The sequence below is a fragment of the Microcoleus sp. D2_18a_D3 genome (assembly GCF_036702455.1).
GTDB lineage: Bacteria > Cyanobacteriota > Cyanobacteriia > Cyanobacteriales > Microcoleaceae > Microcoleus.
The window spans coordinates 1-24,647 of sequence record NZ_JAUBTK010000068.1 but is presented as its reverse complement, the minus strand read 5'-3'; the positions used below and the strand labels follow the sequence as shown (position 1 = coordinate 24,647).

Annotated in this window: 22 protein-coding genes and 1 pseudogene; 5 read left to right on the top strand and 18 right to left on the bottom strand. The window is 45.2% G+C overall.

All coding sequences use genetic code 11. From position 1 onward, the window contains the following. The first annotated feature begins 345 nt into the window (after positions 1–345). Together QUB06_RS25420 and QUB06_RS25415 are read left to right on the top strand one after the other, a co-directional pair. Positions 346–624, top strand: a complete 279-nt coding sequence (locus tag QUB06_RS25420; protein ID WP_333437643.1) for a hypothetical protein — start codon at positions 346–348, stop codon at positions 622–624. Between the two features lie 15 nt (positions 625–639). After that, entirely contained in the window at positions 640–1,173 is a 534-nt protein-coding gene (locus QUB06_RS25415; protein WP_333437642.1) for a DUF2726 domain-containing protein, read from the top strand. A gap of 96 nt (positions 1,174–1,269) precedes the next feature. On the opposite strand, the pseudogene QUB06_RS25410 reads toward QUB06_RS25415, so the two are convergent. Then, positions 1,270–1,401: pseudogene (locus QUB06_RS25410) on the bottom strand (GMP synthase (glutamine-hydrolyzing)); the annotation flags it as partial. Between the two features lie 423 nt (positions 1,402–1,824). Here QUB06_RS25410 and QUB06_RS25405 point away from each other — a divergent pair. Both QUB06_RS25405 and QUB06_RS25400 read left to right on the top strand, forming a co-directional pair. After that, positions 1,825–3,288 (top strand): ABC transporter substrate-binding protein/permease, encoded by a 1,464-nt coding sequence (locus tag QUB06_RS25405; RefSeq protein ID WP_333437641.1) that lies wholly within the window; start codon positions 1,825–1,827, stop codon positions 3,286–3,288. After that, positions 3,254–4,003 (top strand): amino acid ABC transporter ATP-binding protein, encoded by a 750-nt coding sequence (locus QUB06_RS25400; RefSeq protein ID WP_333437640.1) that lies wholly within the window; start codon positions 3,254–3,256, stop codon positions 4,001–4,003. The genes QUB06_RS25405 and QUB06_RS25400 overlap by 35 nt, the downstream gene beginning before the upstream one ends. 159 nt (positions 4,004–4,162) lie before the next feature. Here QUB06_RS25400 and QUB06_RS25395 read toward each other — a convergent pair whose 3' ends face one another. From QUB06_RS25395 to QUB06_RS25380, 4 genes are all read right to left on the bottom strand, one after another. Next, the gene (locus QUB06_RS25395; RefSeq protein WP_333437639.1) at positions 4,163–4,888 is read right to left on the bottom strand and encodes a hypothetical protein; all 726 of its coding nucleotides are present in this window, start codon (positions 4,886–4,888) and stop codon (positions 4,163–4,165) included. An 18-nt stretch (positions 4,889–4,906) separates the two neighbouring features. Then, entirely contained in the window at positions 4,907–6,214 is a 1,308-nt protein-coding gene (locus QUB06_RS25390; RefSeq protein ID WP_333437638.1) for a glutathionylspermidine synthase family protein, read from the bottom strand. Between the two features lie 62 nt (positions 6,215–6,276). Further along, positions 6,277–6,930, bottom strand: coding sequence for a DUF1190 domain-containing protein (locus tag QUB06_RS25385; RefSeq protein WP_333437637.1), 654 nt, complete (start codon positions 6,928–6,930; stop codon positions 6,277–6,279). Between the two features lie 214 nt (positions 6,931–7,144). Continuing rightward, complete coding sequence (locus tag QUB06_RS25380; RefSeq protein WP_333437636.1) at positions 7,145–8,206, bottom strand: UPF0104 family protein; 1,062 nt, start codon at positions 8,204–8,206, stop codon at positions 7,145–7,147. A 254-nt stretch (positions 8,207–8,460) separates the two neighbouring features. Between QUB06_RS25380 and QUB06_RS25375 the strand changes: the two genes are divergently transcribed. After that, positions 8,461–10,506, top strand: a complete 2,046-nt coding sequence (locus QUB06_RS25375; protein WP_333437635.1) for a S8 family serine peptidase — start codon at positions 8,461–8,463, stop codon at positions 10,504–10,506. A gap of 138 nt (positions 10,507–10,644) precedes the next feature. Here QUB06_RS25375 and QUB06_RS25370 read toward each other — a convergent pair whose 3' ends face one another. The 13 genes from QUB06_RS25370 to QUB06_RS25310 all read right to left on the bottom strand — a co-directional run bounded on the left by QUB06_RS25370 (position 10,645) and on the right by QUB06_RS25310 (position 24,364). Then, positions 10,645–11,124, bottom strand: coding sequence for a hypothetical protein (locus tag QUB06_RS25370; protein WP_333101727.1), 480 nt, complete (start codon positions 11,122–11,124; stop codon positions 10,645–10,647). A 177-nt stretch (positions 11,125–11,301) separates the two neighbouring features. Continuing rightward, positions 11,302–12,972, bottom strand: coding sequence for a glycosyltransferase family 39 protein (locus tag QUB06_RS25365; protein WP_333437634.1), 1,671 nt, complete (start codon positions 12,970–12,972; stop codon positions 11,302–11,304). A 36-nt stretch (positions 12,973–13,008) separates the two neighbouring features. After that, the gene (locus QUB06_RS25360) at positions 13,009–14,625 is read right to left on the bottom strand and encodes a glycosyltransferase family 39 protein (protein WP_333437633.1); all 1,617 of its coding nucleotides are present in this window, start codon (positions 14,623–14,625) and stop codon (positions 13,009–13,011) included. 120 nt (positions 14,626–14,745) lie between these two features. Further along, on the bottom strand, positions 14,746–17,721 hold the full coding sequence (gene pruA, locus QUB06_RS25355) for an L-glutamate gamma-semialdehyde dehydrogenase (RefSeq protein ID WP_333437632.1): 2,976 nt from the start codon (positions 17,719–17,721) through the stop codon (positions 14,746–14,748). 83 nt (positions 17,722–17,804) lie between these two features. Then, a complete protein-coding gene (locus QUB06_RS25350; RefSeq protein WP_333437631.1) occupies positions 17,805–18,716 on the bottom strand; it encodes a hypothetical protein in 912 nt (303 codons plus the stop codon). Positions 18,717–18,885: 169 nt separating this feature from the next. Then, positions 18,886–19,230, bottom strand: coding sequence for a DUF5615 family PIN-like protein (locus QUB06_RS25345; protein WP_333437630.1), 345 nt, complete (start codon positions 19,228–19,230; stop codon positions 18,886–18,888). A gap of 4 nt (positions 19,231–19,234) precedes the next feature. Next, positions 19,235–19,561 (bottom strand): DUF433 domain-containing protein, encoded by a 327-nt coding sequence (locus tag QUB06_RS25340; protein WP_333437629.1) that lies wholly within the window; start codon positions 19,559–19,561, stop codon positions 19,235–19,237. A 148-nt stretch (positions 19,562–19,709) separates the two neighbouring features. Next, complete coding sequence (locus QUB06_RS25335) at positions 19,710–19,979, bottom strand: FitA-like ribbon-helix-helix domain-containing protein (RefSeq protein WP_333437628.1); 270 nt, start codon at positions 19,977–19,979, stop codon at positions 19,710–19,712. 194 nt (positions 19,980–20,173) lie between these two features. Next, entirely contained in the window at positions 20,174–22,876 is a 2,703-nt protein-coding gene (locus QUB06_RS25330) for a protein-arginine deiminase family protein (RefSeq protein ID WP_333437627.1), read from the bottom strand. Positions 22,877–22,977: 101 nt separating this feature from the next. Continuing rightward, on the bottom strand, positions 22,978–23,319 hold the full coding sequence (locus tag QUB06_RS25325; RefSeq protein WP_333172513.1) for a DUF5615 family PIN-like protein: 342 nt from the start codon (positions 23,317–23,319) through the stop codon (positions 22,978–22,980). Positions 23,320–23,322: 3 nt separating this feature from the next. After that, a complete protein-coding gene (locus QUB06_RS25320) occupies positions 23,323–23,649 on the bottom strand; it encodes a DUF433 domain-containing protein (protein ID WP_333136494.1) in 327 nt (108 codons plus the stop codon). Positions 23,650–23,660: 11 nt separating this feature from the next. Beyond that, entirely contained in the window at positions 23,661–23,981 is a 321-nt protein-coding gene (locus QUB06_RS25315) for a DUF433 domain-containing protein (protein WP_333437626.1), read from the bottom strand. A 56-nt stretch (positions 23,982–24,037) separates the two neighbouring features. After that, entirely contained in the window at positions 24,038–24,364 is a 327-nt protein-coding gene (locus QUB06_RS25310) for a DUF433 domain-containing protein (RefSeq protein ID WP_333437625.1), read from the bottom strand. Positions 24,365–24,647 lie beyond the last annotated feature (283 nt).

Below are 24,647 nucleotides of genomic sequence, written 5' to 3'. Positions count from 1 at the left end.
AACAACTAGAGTGGATGAAATTGAGAATTTTGCATCAGTTGCATAGCCCGCCAGGGGTTTAAACCCCTGGCTCATAGCGAAAGTCCTCTGCAAGAGGACTAAATGCTGACCCAAAAAAGCGCTCTTCAGTCCACTTAAGTGGACAGTAGCTCTTAGCCGTGGACTTGATTCCACGGCGGGACAACAGCACAGGCGCAAAATCTCAATCCAAACTATCCCTAGCATAGTCAGCATCAAGTTTCTTGACCAGTTCAGATCAGTTCACTTTTTTCTGAACCGTTTGGCTCTGGAGAAATTCAGTTAACCCCAATAGGCTTGAATCATTAGCACTCAAAGGTTCAGCTTATGACAGCCTTCCAACTCAGCCTTTTCCCAGACGAGCCACCCGCTCCCATCGACTCCCTTAACAAAAAGAGAAGGGTAAAACTGCCATCCCAACCAACTGTAATAGAGCAATCCTGCACAACCCATAGAGCCGCACAACTGTTGGAGGTATCCACCACAACTCTCTACCGCGCTCGGAAAGAAGGCAAACCTTACCAGAAGGGCGCTTGGACTGCTACTGCTCTTGGTGCAAACGCTTGGACAGTCATCTACAACCCCTTTAATTCCCACTCACCCTAATCTGAAATAAAACTCATGCTATACGCCTTTGACTATGACAATTCTTTGTCTTCATTTCCCCAATTCCAAAGCGGAGAAATTATCAACGAGTTAGAAACGATCGCTATCGATATTCTAGAGATGATTTTAGGCGATCGCTTCCGTTACTGTCCCCAAGTTCCCCTAGAAATTATCTGTTCTCGTCCAGAAACTTTCACCCGTCTTCCCATTGAACTTTGGAAATTTTGGGTGAGTTCCAGAGTCGATATCGCCTTGATGGAACGCGGTTATTGTGCTAGTCGCAAAGCCAAACTGGTGATAGAATGTCAATCTCATTGGCACGATCGCCCAGAGGTGCAGGAGCGCGATCGCAAAAAAGCCCGACTCCTTGCATCTGTTGGCGTTCCCTTAGTATACCTGCGACAAATCGATCTCGATCGACGCTTCTATCGTTTCTACACTCCCAATGGACAAACAGAAGTCTTCTACAACTCAATTACCCAACAAGGACGGACAGAACTGGAAGCATTTTTGCAACACTATTCAACACAGTTGACAGTTGACAGTTGACTCTTAGACTATAATTTTTCTGTGTAAGTCCTGTAATTAACACAGGACTTACAGACGGCATCTATCCCAATCGAAAATCAATAATCGACAATGGTATTACTCCCACTCGATCGTACCCGGCGGCTTAGAAGTAATATCGTAAACCACCCCGTTCACCCCCTTAACCTCATTCACAATCCGATTCGAGATCAGTTCCAACAAATCGTAAGGAACCCGCGCCCAATCAGCTTTTGCTCTGATCTACTGAATACCGTGTTCCACAAATGGAATATGCTGGATGATTACAAATACCGATCGCAACTTGGACAACGGTACAACATTGGTGGGAGTTGTGCCGACAAGCTTTACCTTCTAAAATGTTAGAGAAGAAGGCAGGGACGACACGGATTGACACGGATACACGGATTAAGTATTGAGCGTGATTTACTTTTAAGTAGCGTGCGTCAGTTAGCATGATTTTTCCTACAAACCAACAATCTCACAACTGACGCACCTTGCAAAAAATGGTGCGTCAGAATCATACTTTCTATGCTGACTAAGAATCTCAAACCTGACGCACCCTACCCATCTTATCTATCTTTAGAGTGGTGACATAATTATGAAGTTTCGCATAATTTGTTGGCGCGGGGATTTTTTAGGGCAATGTTCGATATGAAACGTTTAAAATTAAAATCAATGCTGGCGGCCGCGATCGCGATCGCCCTTTGTTTAATTGCGATCGCCAGCTACGCCCAAACCAACAAGACTTTAACACTGGCGACTTCCCCAGACTACCCGCCCTATGAATTTAAAGATACGGCTGTTAGCGGCAACGAAATCATCGGTTTTGACATCGATATTGCCAAATATATTACTAAAAAATTGGGCTACGAACTGAAGGTAATTGGCATGGATTTTAACGGCTTAATTCCCGCTTTACAGGCGGGCAGAGCCGATTTTGTGATGGCTGGAATGACTCCCACAGCAGAAAGGAAAAAAAATGTTGATTTTTCTGACCTTTACTACGAAGCTCAAAATACAATTGTCGCCAATAAAGGCAGCAATTTGACCAAAGCTGAAGATTTAGCCGGGAAAAAAGTAGGCGTTCAACTCGGAAGCATTCAGCAGGAAGCTGTGAAAAAAATGCCCGGTGTGCAACTGGCTGCTCTCAATAGGATTCCTGACATCATTCAAGAAATTAAATCGAACCGCATCGCCGCAGGAGTGATCGAGGATACTGTCGCTACGGGTTATGCAGCAGCAAACCCGGACTTGGAATTTAACACAATCCCGAATACTGAAGAAAGCGGTTCGGCGATCGCCTTTCCGAAAGGTTCGAGATTAGTTCCAGAATTCAATCGAGTCCTCCAACAAATGAAAGCCAGCGGTCAAATTAAGGAACTAGCTACTAAGTGGTTTTCTCGACCAATTCCGCAAGAACCTGCTCAAGCAAATCAGCCTGCGGTAGCCTCTAAGTTCGGGTTAGATTTTGGCAAAATCTTGCCGAGTTTGCCTTATATTTTGTCCGGGCTTTGGGTAACGCTAACTTTTACCTTGCTGTCGGCATTTCTCGGATTTATCTGGGGAATCGTGCTGTCTCTGTTTAAGATTTCTAGCATTAAACCGCTGGCTTGGTTCGGTACTGCTTATACTTCTATTTTTAGAGGAACGCCGCTAATTTTGCAGTTGACTTTAGTTTATTTTGCAACGCCGCAGCTTACGGGGTATAATATATCGGCGCTGCAAGCTGGCGTCATTACTTTTTTCCTGAATTCTGGGGCTTATATTTCCGAAACAATCCGCGCCGGAATTCAAGCCGTAGATAAAGGTCAAAAAGAAGCCGCAGAATCCCTTGGCGTTCCCTACAAACTGATGATGGGTGATATTATCTTGCCGCAAGCGTTGAAAAATATTTTGCCTGCATTGGTGAATGAAAGTATTGCTTTGCTGAAGGATTCAGCTTTAGTTTCAGTAATTGGCGTAGAAGACTTGCTGCGCCGCGCTACAATTGTGGGAGCAGAAAAGTATATTTACTTTGAACCTTTGATATTTGTCGGCGCAATTTATTATTTGATGGTGCTTAGTTTAACTTGGGGGGCAAATGTACTCGAACGTAGACTCCAAAGTAGCAGTTAAGGTCGATCGCCTGTATAAATCTTTTGGCAATCTTAAGGTTTTGCGCGAGATAACTACTGAGATTCATAAAGGAGAAGTGATTGCCATTATTGGCCCTTCGGGGTGCGGCAAGTCTACTTTTTTGCGGTGTTTGAATTTACTGGAAATTCCGACTTCGGGACACATATACATTGACGGGGTGGATATTACTTTGCCGAAGGCAGATATTATGAAAATCCGCCAGAAAGTAGGGATGGTTTTTCAGCATTTCCACTTGTTCCCGCACATGACTGTGCTGCAAAATGTGATCTATGCGCCTGTAAAGGTGAAGCAGGTGGCTAAGGATGAGGCGCGTTTGAAGGGGTTAGAATTGCTGGAAAAAGTGGGTTTGTCAGATAAGGCAGAGGTTTATCCTTCTAAGCTTTCGGGGGGGCAAAAACAGCGGGTGGCGATCGCCCGCTGTTTGGCTATGGAACCGGAGATTTTGTTGATGGACGAACCGACTTCTGCACTCGATCCAGAGATGGTTAAAGAAGTGTTAGATGTGATGAAAGCTTTGACGAAAACGGGAATTACGATGGCAATTGTAACTCACGAAATGGGTTTTGCGCGGGAAGTCGCCCACCGGATTTTGTTTTTGGATGGCGGAAAGGTGGCGGAAGATGTGCCGCCGCAGGAGTTTTTTAGCAACCCGAAGTGCGATCGCGCCAAGCAATTTCTGGAAAAAATGCTTTAATTCATATAAGAATTAGAGGTTTTAACCGCAGAGGACACAGAGGACACAGAGAGAGTTAGAGGAGAAAGAGAAAGTTGCGGTAGGGTGCGTCAGTTTGAGATGCTCGATCGCCAGGGAAAGTATAATAATGTTGATCCGATGATTAACTTGGCAATTCTGTTAGAAAAAAGAGAGAATTCTTTGAATCACCTGGGAATTAAAATTTTTCGGAAAGCGGTCTCTTTCCTGAGCGTGATCGAGAAAGAAAGTCTTGGGATAATAAGCAAGATTGGCTTCCATCTCGCTAATCTTTTCTAATAAGGGTTCGATCCGATCGATTTTGTCGGGATGGCGATGTTGGATGAGAGTCGCAGCATTCCTAAAATGCCGCCCCTCATCCTGCGTCACCAAATGTCCTACGCGAGCAAAGCCGTTCCCATAGTGTTGGTAGAATTCCTTAATATCCCGGTGATAAGACCACACGGAACCCATTTCGTCAAACATTAAACCAACTAGAATGGTGAATTCGTTCTCAATCAAAAACGCGATCGGTTCGAGTTCATGCACCCGATTCTGGTTTTTTTGGTCGATCGCCTCTGGGGACAAACCTGATACCATGTGATAGACCTTACGTAGAGCAACGTAGTGCCGTAATTCGTCTTGCAGCCAAAGTTCGATCGCACTCATGAATTCTAACGAGAACTCCGAACTGCGAGATAGCAGATGCTCGTAGAGTGGCTGACTGTCTCCCTCAGAAAACACATCTCGGCTCAGGAGATCCATAAATCCAGCCTGAATTGTAGGCGCGACTTCGGGAATTTTCAACTCATCGGCAATAAATTCATCTACACTCCACTCACTGCTAAGAATCGGAATTCCCCGGACATCATGAGTTTGTAATTTCATAGTTTTTCTGATTAGAAGTTAAGTATTCACCAGACGATCGCTCACGATATGCGGAACGATTAAGCAATGTCGTCCGGTGATCGGATTGGTATCTCCGCGCAATACGATGCCAGATGGAGTATCGCCGACAATCCAGGAACCTACGACGAAGTGGTAGCCAAAATATTCGGGCAAGGGTTGATAGGACTGAATAATGAATCCTTCGCGATCGTAGCCCATCGCCTCGCGGGCGTGAACGGCTCCGGCAACAAAATCGCCTGTTTCAATAGAAACCCCAACACCTTCTAGACCGACGAGGGGCTTTTTGACGTGCATTTGGGTCAGTAATGCTGTGGATTCGATCGAGATAGTATCCGTGAAGAAAGTGGGCAGTAAAAATTGACCGTACACTGGGTGGCGGCCAAATAATTCCCACATCCACACCATCGCTCCTTTATTGCTTAAAATCTGTTTCCACAGCGGTTCAATGATTTTCACGTCCCCTGCTATCAGGCGCGATGCTAGGGCTTCATCTGCGTTAAAGGATTGGCTGGCGAGTTGCAAATCCAGCCAATCGACGATTTTCCAGAGTCGCAATATCCGATTATTGAATTGATCGACAAAAAATCCTTCTTCATCCACGCCCAGATGGTTACGCAATCCTACAAGTTGGGTGAAAAAGCGATCGTTTCCCAATTCTTGATTAATAATTTCGACCAGTTGTCCTGCCATCTCGGTATCTTCTGACAGATGCTCGTCAATTAACAAGCTCAGACCGAACTTCTTTAAATCATAATGACGACTTAGAGTGCGGAATCGACCCGCAACTTCGTCCCAAAAGTTGTTGAACTGATCGGCATCGTTGGGGAGCGATCGCAAATCTCGGCTGGATTTTTTCATGTCATCTAACCACAGCCATTGATAGACTGTTTCTGCACCCAAGAGAGGAGTTTCGCCGTTGATTTCTAGAAGGCTAATTTTTCCATCTTCTGTGACGGCAAGATCGAAACGGGTATAAAGAGACATATCTTCTGCTTCGTCAACCCGATCCCACGAAACCTGAATTGCTTCCCAGAAAGCAGGGGGAATAGCGAGTTTTTTCATCCGATTTTCTAGGCCATCAGCGGTGAAAAACCAGTCCAAAAACTCCCGACACATATCCCAAAGAGCCTCAGTAGCATCCCAGATCCTCGCCTCTTCCTGGCGCGAAAACATCACCCCAAAGGGACGGTTTAAAGCTTCTGCCCAGTAGCGTTGGTTGATGTCTGCAAGAGGCTGACATTGGTAGGCGTTCTCTAATACGTGCTGCTGCCAGTTGCGCCGTCGCTGGAACAAAAAGGGATACATGGATGAAGCACCTTGCTAGTGACACTGGAGAATATGGAAAAATAGAGAAAAATCGGTCTTGGTTACTTTCCTCCGGCTCCTTTGGGAGCCGTGGAACGGACTGTGCTACCAAACCTCCCTCGTCCTTTGATGGTTCCCTGAGCTGCGTGGCCTGGGGGGCGATTTGGGGTGTCGCCACTGGAGGAAAAGTAGGGAGAATCTAGCGGTATGCCCGGTAGGGGACGAGTAATCTGGGTTCTATCTGGAGTTACAATTCCGATGTTGGAGCGGTAAACGGGTTGCACTGGATAAACCGTGTAGGAGCCGCCGTTGACGCCGTTAACCACTGTTGGAGGGGCATCATCATCGACATCATCGGTGAAATAGAAGCCGCCGAACTCTGGTCGCCATCCGGGGGTAGCAGCGCTGGAATTCGATACCTGCGAGCAAATGCTTGCTGTGTCTTCTTGGCATTCTGGCTGCGTGCGATACACGGGCGTAATGCGTTCGTATTCCTGCATTGCGTACCGGAACTGAGCCTGACACTGCTCTTTGGTGAACCCGTTGCTTTGGTTCATCGCATCTACGATACATTGCTGTTCGGATTCGTAGTAGCGTACTTCGTTGCGTTGGTGCAACATGGTATAAGCAAGATAGCCTAATCCACCGATCGCCAGTACACCTGATGTAATTAGAAGGTAACGAATTGTTGTCGTTCGATTGTTGTTATGAGTCATGGCTAACCGGAGGTTAGAGTCATTATTTCAAAGAACCTGTAATGTGATGAATTTGCTGCCACTGAGATGATTGGATTTACACGGTCAGCCAAAGTTCAAGTATTTTACCTAAGTCTGTGAGTTAGCACTCACGACTTTGATTATAGCTTTTATGACCTTGCCCGATTCAGGGTTTCCTCGATCGCAGCAAATTATCTTCCTCAAATATTTGATTTCAAATTCGCCTTTTTTGACTGCGCTGATTTCGCTGGCGATCGAGCTTTGCCAAAGCAGCCCCCGAAACATCCGCCAGAATGCTAATTATCCGATACAAAGCCACGGCACCCAGAATTATACCCGTAGAAAAGCGATCGGACAGCAGGGCGATCGCCGTTGCTTCAAATACTCCCATTCCCCCCGGTGCACCCGGTACGACTAAACCGACAACAAACGCAAAACAAAAAGCACCGAACAAGTTGGGAATATTGCTAAAGTTCACCGGAGTTAAAGCAGTTACAGTTAGCAAAAAACCGCAGCCCCGCAATCCGATAAAACACATTTGTCCGATTAACGGCACTAAAGGATAGCGTTTAATTGGCAAATTAATTTTGCGGTGCGACTTGACATTCGATGTTCTTTTAGCTATATTGGAGGTAGACTCTACACGAAAATTCAGTTTCTCGCCCGCAGCCTCCTCCGCCTGGGAATTTTCCCCATTATTCTTGGATAACTTCAACCGCTCTACAAAGAGAACGATCGGATTTAAAATTCGGGGATGAATCGCCGTTAAAATAGCAGCCCAACCGAGAATCCGCACAAACCAATTGAATTTGTCAAAACAAATCAACCCAATCAAAACGCCCGCAGAAGCCATCAGCAGCGGTTCCAGCAACACGCTGAGAGTAGCAGCTTTCGGGAAAATCCCTGCATTTTTGGCGTCCAATATTCGACCCCAAAAATGCCAAATATTCCCCGGCAAATACTTGGCAATATTAGTTTTGAGAAAAACTTGAATCGCCCACGCGGCAGTTACAGGTTGGCGGAATTCTCGCAAAATCAACATCCACACCCACCCGACAAAAATTAGAGAAAGTAAAGTGACGCCAAGGGCGATCGCCAGCAACGGAAAACTTTCGGCTCGAATTTGGATATTCGCGACTTCTCGCCAATGAGTTAAAAAAGCTTTGGCAATAAATAAAAACGTCCCGCCCAAAATCAAATAGCGCAAATAAGGCTGGAGACGCGATTTCGCGAGATTTAAAAAATTCTGAATTCGATGCAAGTGTTGTTTTCCCATTTTCTGACCCCGATTGTGAATTTGGGATTAAGTTATGCTGTTTTAGATTTTATATTTGAGATGGGCAAAGGCGGAATTGTGGTTAATTTACACGACATGATATGACGGAATAAATCTATTTAACCTAACCTATGCAGACCTCTACAGACTGTGCGTAATGCACCCCTTACAGACTATTTAGGGCTTTCTTAACCACAAACTTAAATTTAAAATCTAAAATTTAGATCGATATACCTCGCTAGGAGTACATTTCTATGGCCGGCCCGAGCCCTGACGGTTTTTCCTATCTTTTAGATGATAGCCCCAACAGTTTCGCCTTGACTCAGGGCTTTTTGACTCCTTATCCTAACGGACTTTTTGCCCTCGGAGGCAACGATTTTATTGTCGGTTCGTCGGATGCCGATCGCATCAGCGGTGATAATGGTAACGATCGCATTCTCGGCGGCAGCAATTCCGATACCCTGTTGGGGGGTGCAGACAACGATTTGCTTAACGGTGGTGCCGGCGCAGACTTCCTGTTTGGCGATGCCGGCAGCGATACCTTGCAGGGAGGTAAGGGAGATGACGTGCTCAACGGTGACTCTGGCAGCGACGTTTTAGTGGGCGATGGCGGCAAAGATACGCTGACAGGGGGTTTAAGTCCAGATACCTTTGTCCTCCGCAGCGACTCCGCAGTCTCCGATCCGGCTACTGCTGACGTTATTACTGACTTTAACAGTTTTGTGGATTCGATCGGCCTGACTGACAATCTTACCGAAGCTGACTTGATTCTCGAAGAAATATCGATCGCCCCCGGTATTTCCAATACATTAATTAAAATTCGCCAATCCAATGCTATTTTAGGCTTGGTAGCCAACGCATCTCCACAAGACCTCGCCGATACATTCATCTCTGCAACTACCGTATTGGGCAACCAACTGGATCAAGCTCGCGATTTAGGCGTTTTGGGTGGCACTCAAACGATCGCAGACTCGGTTAGCAATGCTCGGCCAGACGGCCTTTACCGCTTTATTTTGCCTGCAACTAGCGACTTTAAATTAACTGTCAGCGGTTTGACGGCGGATGTTGACGTTGCTCTAATTAAAGATATTAACGGCGACAATTCTATTGACTTCACCGATATTATTGCTTCTTCTCAACAACCGGATTTATCGCCGGAGTCGCTCGACATCAACGGTTTAGCCGCAGGAACTTACTTTGTCCGAGTTTATCAATACCAAGGCAGTACAAATTTCTCCCTCAATCTGTCTGCAACCCCGGCAACTGTTTTTACTAACAATGCGAGCAACTTGCAGAGTTTTGACTCTCGTTTTGGGTTCGGTTTGGTGAATGCAGCGGCGGCAGTTGCTAAAGCTCAAGGTACTGCAACTTTTCCTGATGTTCCCGACTTGGGCGGCGAGGATTGGGGCAGAGATTTAATTAAAGCTCCAGAGGTTTGGGCCCAGGGATTGACTGGAGACGGAATTGTGGTGGCAGTTATTGATAGCGGAGTGGACTACAATCACCCGGATTTGACGGGGAATATTTGGAGCAATGTGGGGGAAACTGGTGTTGATGCGATCGGTCGCAATAAAGCTAGCAACGGGGTTGATGATGATGGCAATGGCTTTGTTGACGATTTCCGAGGATGGGATTTTGTCAACAACGATAATGACCCGATGGATGATAACAATCACGGCACTCATATCTCGGGTTTAGTTGCTGCGAAAAAAGATGGGGTTGGGATTACGGGAACGGCTCCAACTGCGAAGATTATGCCTTTGAAAATACTCGATAGGGCCGGGGTGGGTAAAATTCGGGATGAAATTAATGCTATTAATTATGCGGTGGCAAATGGAGCGAAGATCATTAATGTGAGTTTGGGCGGCCTACAGTTGAACGATCAAGAATTGGATGCGATTCGAGCGGCTGAAGCTCAAGGCGCGATCGTGATTTCGGCGGCGGGAAATGATGCTCGTCCACAAGTAGATTATCCGGCTCGGTTTGCCAATGAGGTAGGAATTGCTGTCGGTGGTGTTACCCGAAATGGCTTGTTTGGGGAGTATTCTAACCGGGCTGGTACGGAGACTATTAATTATTTTGTTGCTCCGGGCGGCGACGGTGGTAGGGCGGATTCTAGTGATGTTTATTCAACTGTGCCGCTTTCTCAACCGGGGATTCCCTATCGATATTTTGCCGGTACTTCAATGGGAGTGCCACAAGTATCCGGCGTGATAGCTTTGATGTTGCAAGCTAATCCGAGTCTGACTCCTGCTGATATTAAGAGGATTCTTGCGGAAACTGCGAATCGAGCGGTTTGAATTGGATTTGGTGCGATCGATCTACAATCCTCAATCTTCTACCAATTATTAAAAGCGAACCGTAGGGACATCGCAATGCCGTGTCATACTCCCCCCGCCGGACACGCAATGCCGTGTCCCTACTTTTGGGAATTCGTATTAAAAATTGGCGGCGTAAGTTAAGTCAAATTGGCGGCACAGGGTGATGCAGCAGTAGGTTGGTCGATCGAATACTAACTCGTAATTCATCTGGCCGTCTATTTTGGTGATCGGCTGCTTTAAGGGGATGCCCTGAATGTCGTATTGGCGGCGTTCTAAGGCACTCCAGTCGATAATTTTAACGTCGATTTGGTTCTGCAACTCAGTTGCGATCAGATATAGGTGCATCTTGTCTTGAACTTTCCCAGTCAGGGGAACTTTTATTAACACTGACTGGGTGACGAGGGGTTTTTGGTCGTTGGGATGCTTCTGGGTGTGGCAGCTTTTGAGTTCTATATCGTAAGGTTCTACCTTGAATTTCTCTCCACTGGCGATCGCAGATGAGTGCAAATCTTTCAGGCACTTTTCTAGGTGAGGAATCAGACCTAAGTCTGGATCACACAGCAGCTTACGAATGTTGGAGGTTTCAGTGACAGTCATTGGAGATTTTTGATGTTATTTTTTGACTATTAATTTCTAGCTTACCATGAAAAGCCAACCTATCGAACTATACTTGCGACATACTTCCAAAAAAGCCGTTTATTGCCAGTATGTCGCAGTGAATAATACATTTATTTTTTGGCAGCCACCCCGTGTTTTTGGCCTTAATGTTTGAGATTATTTCTTGGTAATTTTCCACAGATTAAGATCGACTTTAGTGTCAGCCGGAGCTATTTGATAGTTTTGTTGCTGAATTGCCGATCGCAAAGTAGAGGACGGTCTGTATAAAAACAACTCACTGAAACCGCCGGGAATTTGCGGGGGTTGCGGTTTTTTCTTTGCCAATTCTCGATTTTTGTAGCAAGAAGTGTAACAGCGGGGTTCTATTAGCAGTTTGACTTTTGGTTCTAGGTAATAACTTAAAGGCATGATATGTGCGATATTGGCATCGCTGATAATTAGGGGATTGCTGGCTTGATTGACAGTCTCAGCTACTTCCAAGGCGCGCAACCAACCGCTGCCTTTATTCCACCAAATATCTGCTTGAGAACTAACTCCACCGGATATAATACCTGCGGAAAAAACGGCAACTATAACTATTTTCCACAGTTTTTGCTGTTTAAACTTTTCCAAATTGTTACTAATTTTCGCAGACAGCAGGTAAGCCAATGCTAGCTGAATTCCCACATAACAAGGAACTAAATATCGCGGATTTGCCGATCGCCTTCCACCCTTGATTAGATCAGGTACTGCTAAAAACAAAGCAGTTGTTGCAATTAATAACAATACAATCAACCACACTCGCTTTGGTGTTTGTCGGCATAGATAATAAAGGGCATAGCCGACTAAAGCTAGAATCATGATCCCAACTGGAATTACCAAGGCTAGTTGTGTGGAGTTGGCAGTTCCATCAATGCCAATATCAAAAAATGCTATGGTGATGGAACCAACCCACCTGCTGACTAATCTTAAGAAATTTGTCTGTTCAGCCCATGCTGTTGTGCTTCTAACTTGATTGAAGTTTTCTACAGTATTTATGAGGGGAGACATGAAGCCCATCAAGGCGATGAAAGCTGCTATATAATAGGCAATGAATGTTTTAATATCGCGCCAGTTGGCAATAACTGCGACGTAGATTGCGTGGGCGGCAGCGACGCAGACAAATAACAAGTGGGTGTACAATCCCAGTGTTGCTGTGGCTGCATAAAGCGCCCAGGAAAAAACGAGGGCGAGAGGATTTTGATTTTCGTCAGAGCGCATTGCTCGCAGCAAGGCTGCACTGGATAAAATAGTAGTTAACGTCCACAAACTGTACTGTCTCGCTTCTTGGGCAAATAGGATGTGGTAGGGAGAAATTGCGAAAATTGCGATCGCCATCCACGCTACTGCTGAAGATTCAAATAACTCCCAAGCCAGCCAATAAATTGCCGGAAATACTAGCAGGCTAATCACGGCGGCCAAACTTCTCATTGCTGCAACGGAACTGCCGAACCACTGCGCCCAATATCGCGCTAGTACATAATACAGAGGAGGGTGTTGGGGGTCTTCTGTTGCTAAAGAATGTAGCGTGTCAGTTAAATTGTGTTCTGAATTTATCTGCTGATATTTTTGTAAATCCGAGGGCGAGGTTATTTTCTGGTACGAAATTTGTTTGATTATTTCGGCTTCGGTGTAGCCCGAAACTCTCAAAGAAGTATATGTTTCGTCGATCCAGTAAAATTTGCGATCGAGATTGGCGAACCGAAAGAAAATGCCGATGACTAATACAGCGATAATTAAAAATCGCAGCCACTTGTCAAGTGAAGGCTTGTGAGAATTTAGTCGATCGCAATTTTTCGGAAATTCCATTTTAAACAAACTCACCTGCTGTTACTATATAAAATATCATTTATTGACTATTTTGCCTAGGATCATTTCGTCATTTTCCGCATATATAGTTTGTATTTTATATTGATAACTTTTGGCAATTTTGGTCTTTAATTCGGGAGAAATACTGTACAAAAATATCTCGTTAAAATTTCCCGGAATTTCAACATTCTTTTGAGGTGACATTAGTAATAATTTAGCTTTGGGATCTAGTTGGTGACTCATACCGAGTAAATTGCCGATATCCCATACAATATACTCTGAAAAGTCTGTTATGATTAATGGCTTAGAAGCTGAGTTGACTGTACGGGCGATCGAAACGTTAAGAAGAGAGCCAGATTTATTCCACCAATTATCTGCAGACACATAGAGGCAGCAAGACGCAATTCCAATTGAGAGCAGAACAACTAGAGCTACTCTCCACAGCTTTTGTAATTGGGTTGTAACTTGAAGTTGAGTAAAAAGATAAGCAACAGATATCTGGATTCCTAAATAACAGGGAATCATGTAACGAGTGTTGACAGAGCGAATCCCTCCCCTAATTAAGTCCGCTGGTAATAAAATCCCTACTATCACGAACGTTAAGGTCACAACAAACAACCAAACTCGCATTTCAGTTTTACTTACAAGTAAATAAAAAGAATACCCGACCATTATTAAAATCATTAAAATAACTGGTAGAGTAGAGATCAAATATGGTCGTGGCAAATTCCAGTAAAATCCCACATCAAAAAATTGATTGCTAATGTTCAAAACCCAATTTTTCATCAATTCTGAAACAGGTCTTCTCAGAGACAGCCAGGATGTTTTATCAGTGGCATTGCCAGAATTTTTTATAAAAGCTATAATCCAAGGAGACAGAGCAATCAATCCTGCTATTGATGCTAGCAAATAGCCAATTACCGTCTTGTTAAACCGGAATTTTTCGATAATTAATACATAGATTCCATGTCCTATGGCAACTATTCCAAATAAGAGGTGAGAATAAAATCCCACTACTAATGTTACAGCATAAATTGCCCAACTACTATTAGTTTTTAGGCGCATTCCTCGTAGCAAGACCGCGCTTGACAGTAAAATTAACATGACAAACAAACTGTAAGGTCGAGCTTCCTGAGCATAAACTACCTGAAAAGGCGATACAGCTATTATGACAACTGCTAACCAAGCTGTCACCGATGACTCAAATAATTCTAAGCATAGCCAATACATACAAGGTAATGCCAGCACGCTAAAAACCGCCGACAAACTTCTAGTTACTGCGATTGAATCTCCAAACAGTTGCACCCAAAATCTCACTGCTACAAAGTACAGGGGAGTAAGTTGAGATTCTTCTATTGCCAATCCTTTTACGGTGTCAAAAACGCTTTTATCTGCATTTATCCGCTGATACTTTTGTAGACTTTTTATTTCCTTGATTTGACCGTCACCAAACTCTTGAACAAATTCCGATTCTGTATAACCCGAAATCCGCAGAGAAGTGTAACCTTCGTCTAGCCAGTAAACTTTTTTGTCGAGATTGGCGAAACGAAAAAATATACCCAGGACTAATATAACTATCATTAAAACTCTCACCCACTTGTCAAGTGAAGGATGGTGAGAATTTAGGCGACTACCATTTTTTGTAGATTCCATTTTAAGTAAATTCAATTAGAACAACAGAATAGCCGAACCCCGATTTCTTGAAACCAAGATAGCATATACCCGACTTCTTTAAGAAGTCGGGTATCAAATCTTAATCAAACGAGTTTGAGATTAATCATCCACTCCTTCAATCGGTGCAAAACCCTGCCGCTGAATATTTTCGGTTATGGTGCGGGGTTCGAGGAATTGCAGCAAATAATCCGGGCCGCCAGCTTTAGAACCAACTCCCGAAAGTTTGAAGCCTCCGAAAGGTTGTCGCGATACCACAGCGCCGGTGATTCCGCGATTGATGTACAGGTTTCCGACTTCAAAATCGGATGCGGCTCGATCGATATGCGAAGGCGTGCGAGAATACAATCCGCCGGTTAAAGCAAAATTCGTACCGTTAGCAATCGCAATCGCTTCGCTGAAATTTTTTGCCCGAATCACCGACAAAACCGGGCCGAAAATTTCTTCTTGGGCGATAGTTGCTGTGGGCGATACTTCCGTAACAATGACTGGGCCGACAAAATAACCGGTTTCCGGTGCCGGCATTTCTAAAGCTATTTTAGCTTCGGCGCGGCCTGTTTCGATGTATTCGCGGATGCGCGAATGGGCATTTGCATCGATCACAGGGCCGACTTGAGTGCCGGGATTTTCTGCGGGGCCGACATTGAGCGATCGCGTCGCTTCTACCAATCTTGCCACAAAATTATCGTACACCGATTCGACCACAATTACTCGCGAACAAGCGGAACATTTTTGGCCGCTGTATCCAAATGCCGAATAAACTACGCCTGCAACTGCTTGGTCTAAATCCGCACTTTCATCGACAATAATTGCATTCTTGCCGCCCATTTCAGCAATTACTCTTTTCAGGTGTTTTTGCCCCGGCTGCAAAATTGCAGCATCGGCATAAATCTGACAGCCTACTTCCTGAGAACCGGTGAAAGTAATCATGTGAACGTCAGGATGTTTCACCATGTAAGCGCCGACGGTTGAACCTTTGCAAGGCACGTATTGAAATACGCCTTTGGGGATTCCGGCTTCCAGCAAAATTTCTGTGATTTTTGCTGCAATTACTGAGGAAACTTCCGCAGGTTTGAGTAAAGTACAATTACCAGCAACCAGCGATGCAACTGTCATGCCGACGGGAATGGCGAGGGGAAAATTCCAAGGCGAAATGATTAAAGAAATGCCGCGCGGCTGATAGCTATAGCGGTTAGTTTCTCCGGGGATGTCGTAATTTTTTCCTTGTTCTAACCGTTCCATTTCGTCGGCGTAGTAGCGGCAAAAATCAATAGCTTCGGAGACTTCGGCATCGCATTCTCTGACGGGTTTGCCGACTTCAAACACCATCCAAGCTGACAGTTCGTGCCGCCGCTGTTCCATCAATTCTGCGGCTTTGCGGAGGACGCCTGCACGCTGGCGTACAGGGGTTTTCCGCCAACTGGTGGAGGCTGATTTTGCTGCTTCAAGGGCTTGTTTCGCCTGTGCTTCGGAAAGCAATCCGATGGTGCCGACTACTTCTGTGGGATTGGAAGGGTTGAGTGAGTTAACTGTTGCTTCAGTATTTTGGTACTCGCCATTGATTAGCGGTAAATAAGTTTTACCTAAGTTGGCGCGCACTGATTTGATGGCTGTTTCTGCTTGTTGCCGCAATTTGGTATTGGCGTAGTCGGTATCGGCAACGTTGGGAAATACTTTGCTGTAAACTAGCTGGTCATTTCCGTTAGCAACGGGCGCGGCTAATAATTGTTCGATCGGCATTTCTTCGGAACTTTGCCGGATGAAAGAACTGTTGGCGGTATTTTCCAGCAAACGGCGGATCAAATAAGCCATTCCCGGCAGCAAATCGCCGTAGGGGCAGTAGACTCGAACGCGATAACCTCGATCGACCAAAAGCTTAGCCAATTTGTCGCCCATGCCATACAGCACTTGCATTTCAAAGCGGCGGCGCGGTATATTGAGAGTTTCGGCAATGGCGATCGCCCTCGCTTGCGATCGTACATTATGACTGCCAATAGCTGCATACAAATATTCGTGATTTTCTAACAGCAACTGCGTCATCTGCTCGAAATTGGCATCGGTAGCAACTTTGTCATTGTAGACCGGCTGCGGCCAATCTTTCTGCATCGCTTTGATAGTTTCCTGATCCCAGTAAGCACCTTTTACCAGCCGCACAGTTACCGGATTTCCGCGTTTTTTTGCCCAGGAAATCAGGTTTCGCAAATCTTGGGCACTGTCGCGCAAATATGCTTGCAATGTAATTCCAATATCCGTGCGACTGCGAAACTCTTCCTCTAACAATAAGTCTTTGAGAATTGTCAGAGTTAAACTTTTGTAAGCATACTGTTCCATATCAAAATGAACAGCAGCGCCCAACTCCTTCGCGCGACGCAGTAAAATGCGAATTCTCTCGCTTACTTTCTCCTCACTACCTTTAGCATCCAAAGGGTCAAACTGAGAATAAAAAGCCGTTAACTTTACGGATACTTGCACTCGCGGCAGAGTTTCGCCGTCCGCTTTGTCAATTGCATCTACCTGCGGCCAATTCTTCGCTGCCTTCGCCAGTTCCTCCATCAATTCCAAATAGCGGTTAAGATAAATTTGCGCTTCAGTTTCAGTGATAACAGCTTCCCCCAAAAGGTCAACTGTAAAACCCATTTTATCTTTGCGAAGCCGCTCTAAAGTTTTAACTACCTGCTTGATATTTTCCCCAGAAATATACTTGTGCGCCAAAGTTTCCACCGCAGGCGCAACCGTCGTCGCAGCCAATTGTCCAGGAATCGACTCAGCGTTAGTAAAATTGAGCAATTTTTTCAATGCTTCGGGCAATTCTACCTCTTGGGCCGTCAGGTATTCTTGCAGGTGGCGGGCAATTTCCGGCTTGCTGCGGAGTGCCGGCAAACAGTCGATGAATCGAAACAACTGCACCCGCAGTCCGGGGCTAGCCATCGCCCAATCCATTAATTTGTCGTCCCAGCGCATTTGGTCTTGCAGTTGACCGAAAAAAGATCGCTTTTTGTCTTGAGTTGCCTTCAGGATTTCTTTGGCAATTTCCTGGGTTTTTGCTTCGTAGATGTTTTCAGATACTTGTGCGATCATTGGTAATAAGTAATTGGTAATTTGTAATTAGCAACAGGGGGGCTGATGTATTTTGTAACTACCCCCTGATACAATTATAGTTGCTATTTGACTTCAATTTTAACTTGGTAGTTTGCTTGGCGATCGCCTGAAATTTCAATAGTATAATCGCCGCTACTAGCTAGTTGACCTTGCCACTGACCTGTGCTATCAGCAGTACCTAACTTTTCACCGTTAGGAGCAATAATTGCGGCGCTGACTTGACCTTCTTGAACATTTATTGTCATGCTTTGGCCGCTATTGCACTCCAGTAAGTAGCGCCTGGATATGTTGGCTCGCAAACTATTGCTCAGAGTAGTTCCCGTAGCACCGGCTTGAAAGTAAACTCGCTCGGTTACAGGGGTTTCAACCACAGCGGGAGAAGGAGAAGGAGAAGGCAACGGCGAGGGCGAAGCTTGTTGCGGAACACCAGACAGGGAGGGTATTTGAGTGGGACGAGGCGACGGATAGATTGTGGCTGGCCCTGCCACTCCGGGTGCTGGGGGAAGTCCGGGCCGGCGGTTGGCGGGCGGTGTGGCGACAGGCGGAGGGCTTTCGGGGAGGGGTACGTCAGCGGGTAGTTTGATTTGAAGGTTCGCTCTTTCCTGATACATTCTCCACGCTAGCAAACTGCCGAGACTAAGGACGGAACCGACTAACATTCCGCTGAGAAAAACTGCTAAGATTTGCCAAGTTCGGGCTGGTTTTGGTTCTGGGTTGGTAGTTGGAATTGTTGGAGGCGGATAACTTGTAATTTGAGTTGTTTCCGGCGTACTATCGGCGGCAATTGGAATTGTTTCGGCTTCGTGGATGGGGGTTGAAATATCTTCTGGCGCGGCAATTTCTGCGGAAGTTTCTGCTGGTGCGGAAGTTGCATCGGCACTGGCAATTGCAGTGCGATCGAACTCATCGCTGGTAGGGGAAATTGTTTCCGGTTGCTGAGTCAAAATTTGTTTTTTTTCCTGTTCGTCGCTCATGGGGCTAAATTTATTTTACAAATACCGCTTTTAGACATTTTACGTTACTGGTGCGATCGCCTGCACAGCACCCATAGGGCACGGCTATTGACAAAATGCCGTCCGTGTCGATCGAGAAATCTATCTGCTGGGGCGATCGCAATTTACCAACTTTTTAAATCTCTGTTACTTATTGAGATGGACGATTGACTCTAACCAGCATTCCTCTCAATGTTTCCACATTAGAAATAGCCTCCGAAATACGTGTAGCCATCCTCTGTCTGTCCTGCTGATCGTCTTTGCAGACAATGATACCAGCATGATTAGGTTGTGAAGCGTGCAGTCGAATAAAATCGATTCGATTGAGTGTTAAAACTGCCCGTTCCTTTGTGACAGCAAAAGCCAGGACATCTTCATCAGGAATGCCCAGATTTGCATTACTCGCTTCTTGTACAGTAAGCACATCATGACGTAAAGCGCGAAGTAATTCAACTACTACCCGCGGGAATTGTTCATCTGCATACAAACCTGCCATGATATTAGTCTATATCGTTCAACTTAATCGCTGCTTCAATCTCGTCAGGAAATGCTTCAGCATAAGCCCAGGCATTTTTCAAGTCGCTAGCACTAAGATGCGGATAATCTTCTAAAAGTTGAGCATCAGTTGCACCTAATCGACGAGACTCTATCAATCCCCAAACAGAAATTCTAGTCCCTGCAATCCTGGCATTACCGCCGACAACACCGGGAGTTTTTTCAATTCCCTGCCAGGTGTTAGCTAAACTTTGAGCTAATATCTGTATTGCTTGAGCTTTCTCAGGCGGCGTCAGGGAAAGCAGTTGCGGTTCTAATTCTTTTAGTGTCATAGTTAATCAGCGGTTTGGCTGCTGGGAATGTCGTATCTATATTATAGCGATCGATCTTTTTACTGGTAACAAGAAACCACCAAACATAAAAATGGTACTTTTGTGGAACAGGCATCTTGCCTGTTCATAAAAATGGTGCAAGATATTATTATTTGTAGCGTTCCTCTCTAATTAAAGCGGTACTATCTAGTATCATCCCCATATTGGCCGGACGAGACTCGCGACGGTGGCTGATTTCTGCCAATATTTCTGTTACAGACTTTTTACGTTTTCCTGAGAGGGGTTTTGTCTCTGTTGACAACTCGGCTTCTAAAATGGCGATCGCAAACGCGCTAATCGAGCGGTTTTGAGCCGCGGCTAACTCTTGCAGTCTCGCGTACAATTCCTCTGGTATATTTTCTATTTGCAGGGTAGCCATCTGTTAAACTCCTAGCATAGTTTGGCTAAATATTAGCATAGGGAGGCGGGTTTATGAGGTATATTGAGGTTTACTGTTGGGTGGGGGCGGGTTTATGAGATTGTTCGTTACAGGCGAGTATTGTTGGTGAACCCGCCCCTACAAATTCCTAATTCACGATTCCTAATTCACGATTCCCCATTCCCGATTCCCAATTAGTAATTATTAGGCAAAGACTGCCAAAAAGGCCGCTCTTCTGGCTTCCTCACAGTATTCGTCGCCGACTGCACGTTTCCTTTCAATTCTTGATAATACCTGTCATCCAGAAAACTAACGCTGACGCCAGCAGGAAGCAGCAGTTGGCGCAATCTTTCTTGAGTGTAATCTACACCGTCAATCATTGGCCCGCGCGGATTTGAAACTAACAACTTGCCGTTAACTGGCACCGAATTGACCATATTTGGCCACCAAGCATAACCGCTGTAGCCAAACATCACCGGAACTTGAATAATTTGGTCGTCTCGGAGTAAAAACTCTCTTTTCAACTTCTCTATAATCGGATTAAGTTTCTGATTTTGCAAATAGAGATTGTGTTGAATTAAAGCGCGATTTTGCAAGGCGGCGCTGACAGTTGTTTGAGTGCTCAAACCACGATTCATCGTCACATCGCCGTAACCTCTTCCCTCCAATTCTTCCAACAGCTTAACTCCGGCTTCGGGACTGGCGATCGCCATTACATATTGTCCGGGAGTTTGAGTGGGAATAAAATTGATAATTTCATCGACTTGGCGAGTCAAAAGCCAAGAAGTATCAATATCCACCGGCGGCCCTTGAATTCGCTGAGCTTGAATAAAATCAAGTACCTCTGGATTAAAAGAAGCATTTCCCGAATTCCCGTAATAAACTCGACCCATTGGGTGTCCGGGGATCGGCGGTGTTACCTGCAAATTGCCGTATCCGTCAGACCACTGACTTACAGGGTCTAAAGAACGAGGATTGCCAATTTTAACTACTTTCAAATCCCGGTCTTGAGTTAATTTAACAGGCGGGTTTTTCTCTGGTTCGCTATTGCTTTTTAGGGCGACATTAAACAGGCGTAGATCCGATTTTTCGGGCAATTGAACGTAGCCGTTTTTCTGGGTATCTTGCATCCAAGTGCGATCGCCCTGGAGAACTTTTACTTTAGCGCCCGTCGGTTCTACTGCTTGTTTTAGTTGCGAGATAAATTCGCTGTTTACCGCGCCTCTGTCGCTGACCTGAACTTCGGTTACTGGTGCTGTATTGGGCGCTATCATCCAAGGACTAACGCCCATTTGGATTGTGGTGGAGGCGATTTCTTGACCGTTGCTTTGGGCAGTTGCTTTGAGATTAACAGTGCCGTTCCAATTGCGATCGGCAAATTGTTTGGCTTCCACACCTAAAACAATATTCGTGCTGAAAACTAGAGGTTTAGCACCGGATATATCTACAGGTTGCCAGCCGTCGCCCGTCTTCTGAAAAACGCTGATGTGAGGGCTAGCAATGCTGTCAGCCGTGATAAATAGTTGAGAGGTTTTGAAGTTTTCCGACAGTGTTAAGTTAACTTGAGAAAGCATTGCTGCACGGCGGGGAGCGCTAACTTTGGTTTGTTTCCAAGTCGGTATCTTGCCGCGATCATTATTGCGATCGTTAAATGAAATTAGCGCGCCCTTGGACAAAGACCATTGTTCTTTTCCGGCTTCGTCTTGCTCGTTAATTTGGCCATCTCTGTTGGTATCTCCCGCAAAGAAAAAGTTCGGCGGGGACGCAGCAGGCGTAGCTGGGGCGGGAGTTGGTGTTGCAGTTGATTCAGGAGTTGGTTGAGGAGTTGCTTGCTGATTTCTCTCTAACTCTTGTCTTTCAAGTTCTTGTCTGGCTAATTCTTGTCTGGCTAACTCTTGCCTTTCAAGTTCTTGTCTGGCTAATTCTTGCCTTTCAAGTTCTTGTCTTTCAAGTTCTTTCCTGGCTAACTCTTGCTTTTCAAGTTCTTGCCTTTCAAGTTCTTTTCTGGCTGCTTCTTGCCTTTCAAGTTCTTTCCTGGCTAACTCTTGCTTTTCAAGTTCTTGCCTTTCAAGTTCTTTCCTGGCTAATTCTTGCTTTTCAAGTTCTTGCCTTTCAAGTTCTTTCCTGGCTAATTCTTGCCTTTCTAGCTCTTTCCTGGCTAATTCTTGCCTTTGGAATTCTTGTCTTTCTAGTTCTTTTCTAGCGCGTTCTTTTTTCTCTTGTTCTTTTCTCTCTATTTCTCGACGAGCAAATTCTTTTTTCTCTTGCTCTTTGCGGGCTCGCTCTCTTATCTCTTCTTCCTCGGCTCTAACTTTCTCAACAGAACGTGCAACTTGCATTTCATAGGTAGCGACACTGAGGTTTCCTTGATATTCGATGGTTTTGTCGATCGCCCGATCGGCCAAAAAAGAATCGTGAGGAATGAGTCGCAGCGTATTGATAGCAATTTGCCACAGGCGTTGCGACTGTTCCCAAGTAGCAGAAGAAGGATTAGAAGTGCGTCCAATTAAGACTGCTTGGGCGGCAAATTTAGCAGCCTCGTCCCAATTATATTTGGCTGTTTCTTCTATTTGAATCTGAATCTGAACGTTTTGGAGTTGCTGCGTCAGAGTTTGAGATTGCTGACGGTGGATTGCTGATTTCCAAAGTTCTGCAGGAAACGGGGCGCTGTCGGGAGTTTTGGCAAGGTTATCTAATTGTACTTTGAGCCGATCGCGCAATTTGTAAAGTTCGGGGAGGGATTGCGGAGTTTCGGCCTCTGGCTGTCGCCCAGAGAGTGCTAGTTGGTAGTTTAGGGAAGGTTGAGCCACTGTGGCGGGAACTGCAACCCAAATAATACCGATGACGACACCGAAACCATTGATAATGGCGATCGCAATATATTTAACCAAGCGCATATAGTTTATCCTCAGACACGCCAATAATTCTACCTAATATTGGGAGCAATGGGGGATTTAATTATAAGGTTGTGAGGTGGGGAAGGGCGAGGGGCTTTTTTTCAGCTTTGGGGACGTATTACCCGAATCAATTTGCCAGTCAATGTTTCTTCAGCAAAAATAGCTTCATCAATACGTGATGCCAACCTTCCCCAGTTGCGATCGTTAGTGCAGGTAATAATACCAGAATGATTAGGTTGGATGCGATGCAGTCGGATGAAATCTTGCCGATTGAGTGTTAACACCGATCGAGCATCACTCGTTGCAAATTCTAACACTCGATCGTCAGGAATTTTAAGTCCAGCATTTCCTGCTTCTTGAACAGTTAAAACATCGTGACCGAGAGTTCGCAGAATTCTGACAACAGCTATTGGGTATTGCTCATCTGAATATAAACGCGCCATGTTTTAGGCTTCCTCATTTTCTCGGATTGCCAGTTCAATTTCATCAGGATAGGCATCAGCATAAGCCCAGGTATTTGCCAGATCCGCCGCACTAATAGTGGGATAATTTTCTAGCAAATCGGCTTCACTATATCCTATACGACGAGCTTCAACCATTACCCAAACAGGAATACGAGTCCCCGCAATACAAGCCCTACCACCACACACGCCGGGAGTTTTTTCGATTCCTTGCCAAGTATTGCTTAAACTTTGGACTAATAGCTGTATTGCCTGAGTTTTTTCAGCGGGAGTTAATGCAAGGAGTTGTTTTTCTAATTCTTTCAGTGTCATAGTTTGCTATCTCAATCATTTTCTCTAATTGCTTGTTCAATTTCGTCTGGGTAAGCATCAGCATAAGCCCAAGCATTGACTAAATCAGCCGCAGTCAAATGGGGATAGCACTTAAAAAGTTCCGCATCGCTGCATCCGAGACGGCGATAACCCACCAGTACCCAAACTGGTATGCGAGTATTGCCGACACAGGCATCCCCTCCACAGACACCGGGAGTCTTTTTAATGCCTAAAGAACCGTTGGTTAAATTTTGAGTTAGGATGCTGATGAGTTTAGCTTTATCAGCGGGATTTAAGGTTAAAACTTGAGTTTCTAATTCTTGTATAGTCATAAGTGCGATCGCTCGGATTTGATATTAGTTAGATTATAGCAAATTCCCGCCATGTTTTAGGCTTCCTCATTTCTAGCGATCGCTGCTTCAATTTCCTCTGGGTGTGCCTCAGCATAAGCCCAAGCATTCGCCAAATCTGCTGCACTCAAATGAGGAAAATCTTGCAAAATCCGCACATCATTTGCACCCAGAAGGCGATAATTTACCAGCGACCAAATAGGTATGCGAGTCGTGGCAATTCTAGCATCGCCGCCGCACACGCCCGGAGTTTTTTCTATTCCTTGCCAAGTATTGCTTAAACTTTGAACTAATAGCTGTATGGCCTGAGTTTTTTCACCTGGAGTTAAGGCAAGGAGTTTTTTTTCTAATTCTTTTAGTGTCATTTTTTCCGATCTCAATCATTTTCTCTAATTGTTTGTTCAATTTCCTCTGGGTAAGCATCGGCATCAACCCACGGATTTACCAAACCAACGACGGTGCGATCGGGAAATGATTCTAGAATCATAGCGTCGGAAGCACCTAAACGGCGAGCTAGACTTAGCTAAAAGCGAGTCCACCATCCTCTCGATCCCCCCTAGCCCCCCTTAAGAAGCTATGCCTTACTCACATCTTTCTTAACAAAACTCAGATGGGTGTAGCAGCAAGGGTTAGAGCGTCGATGGTGAA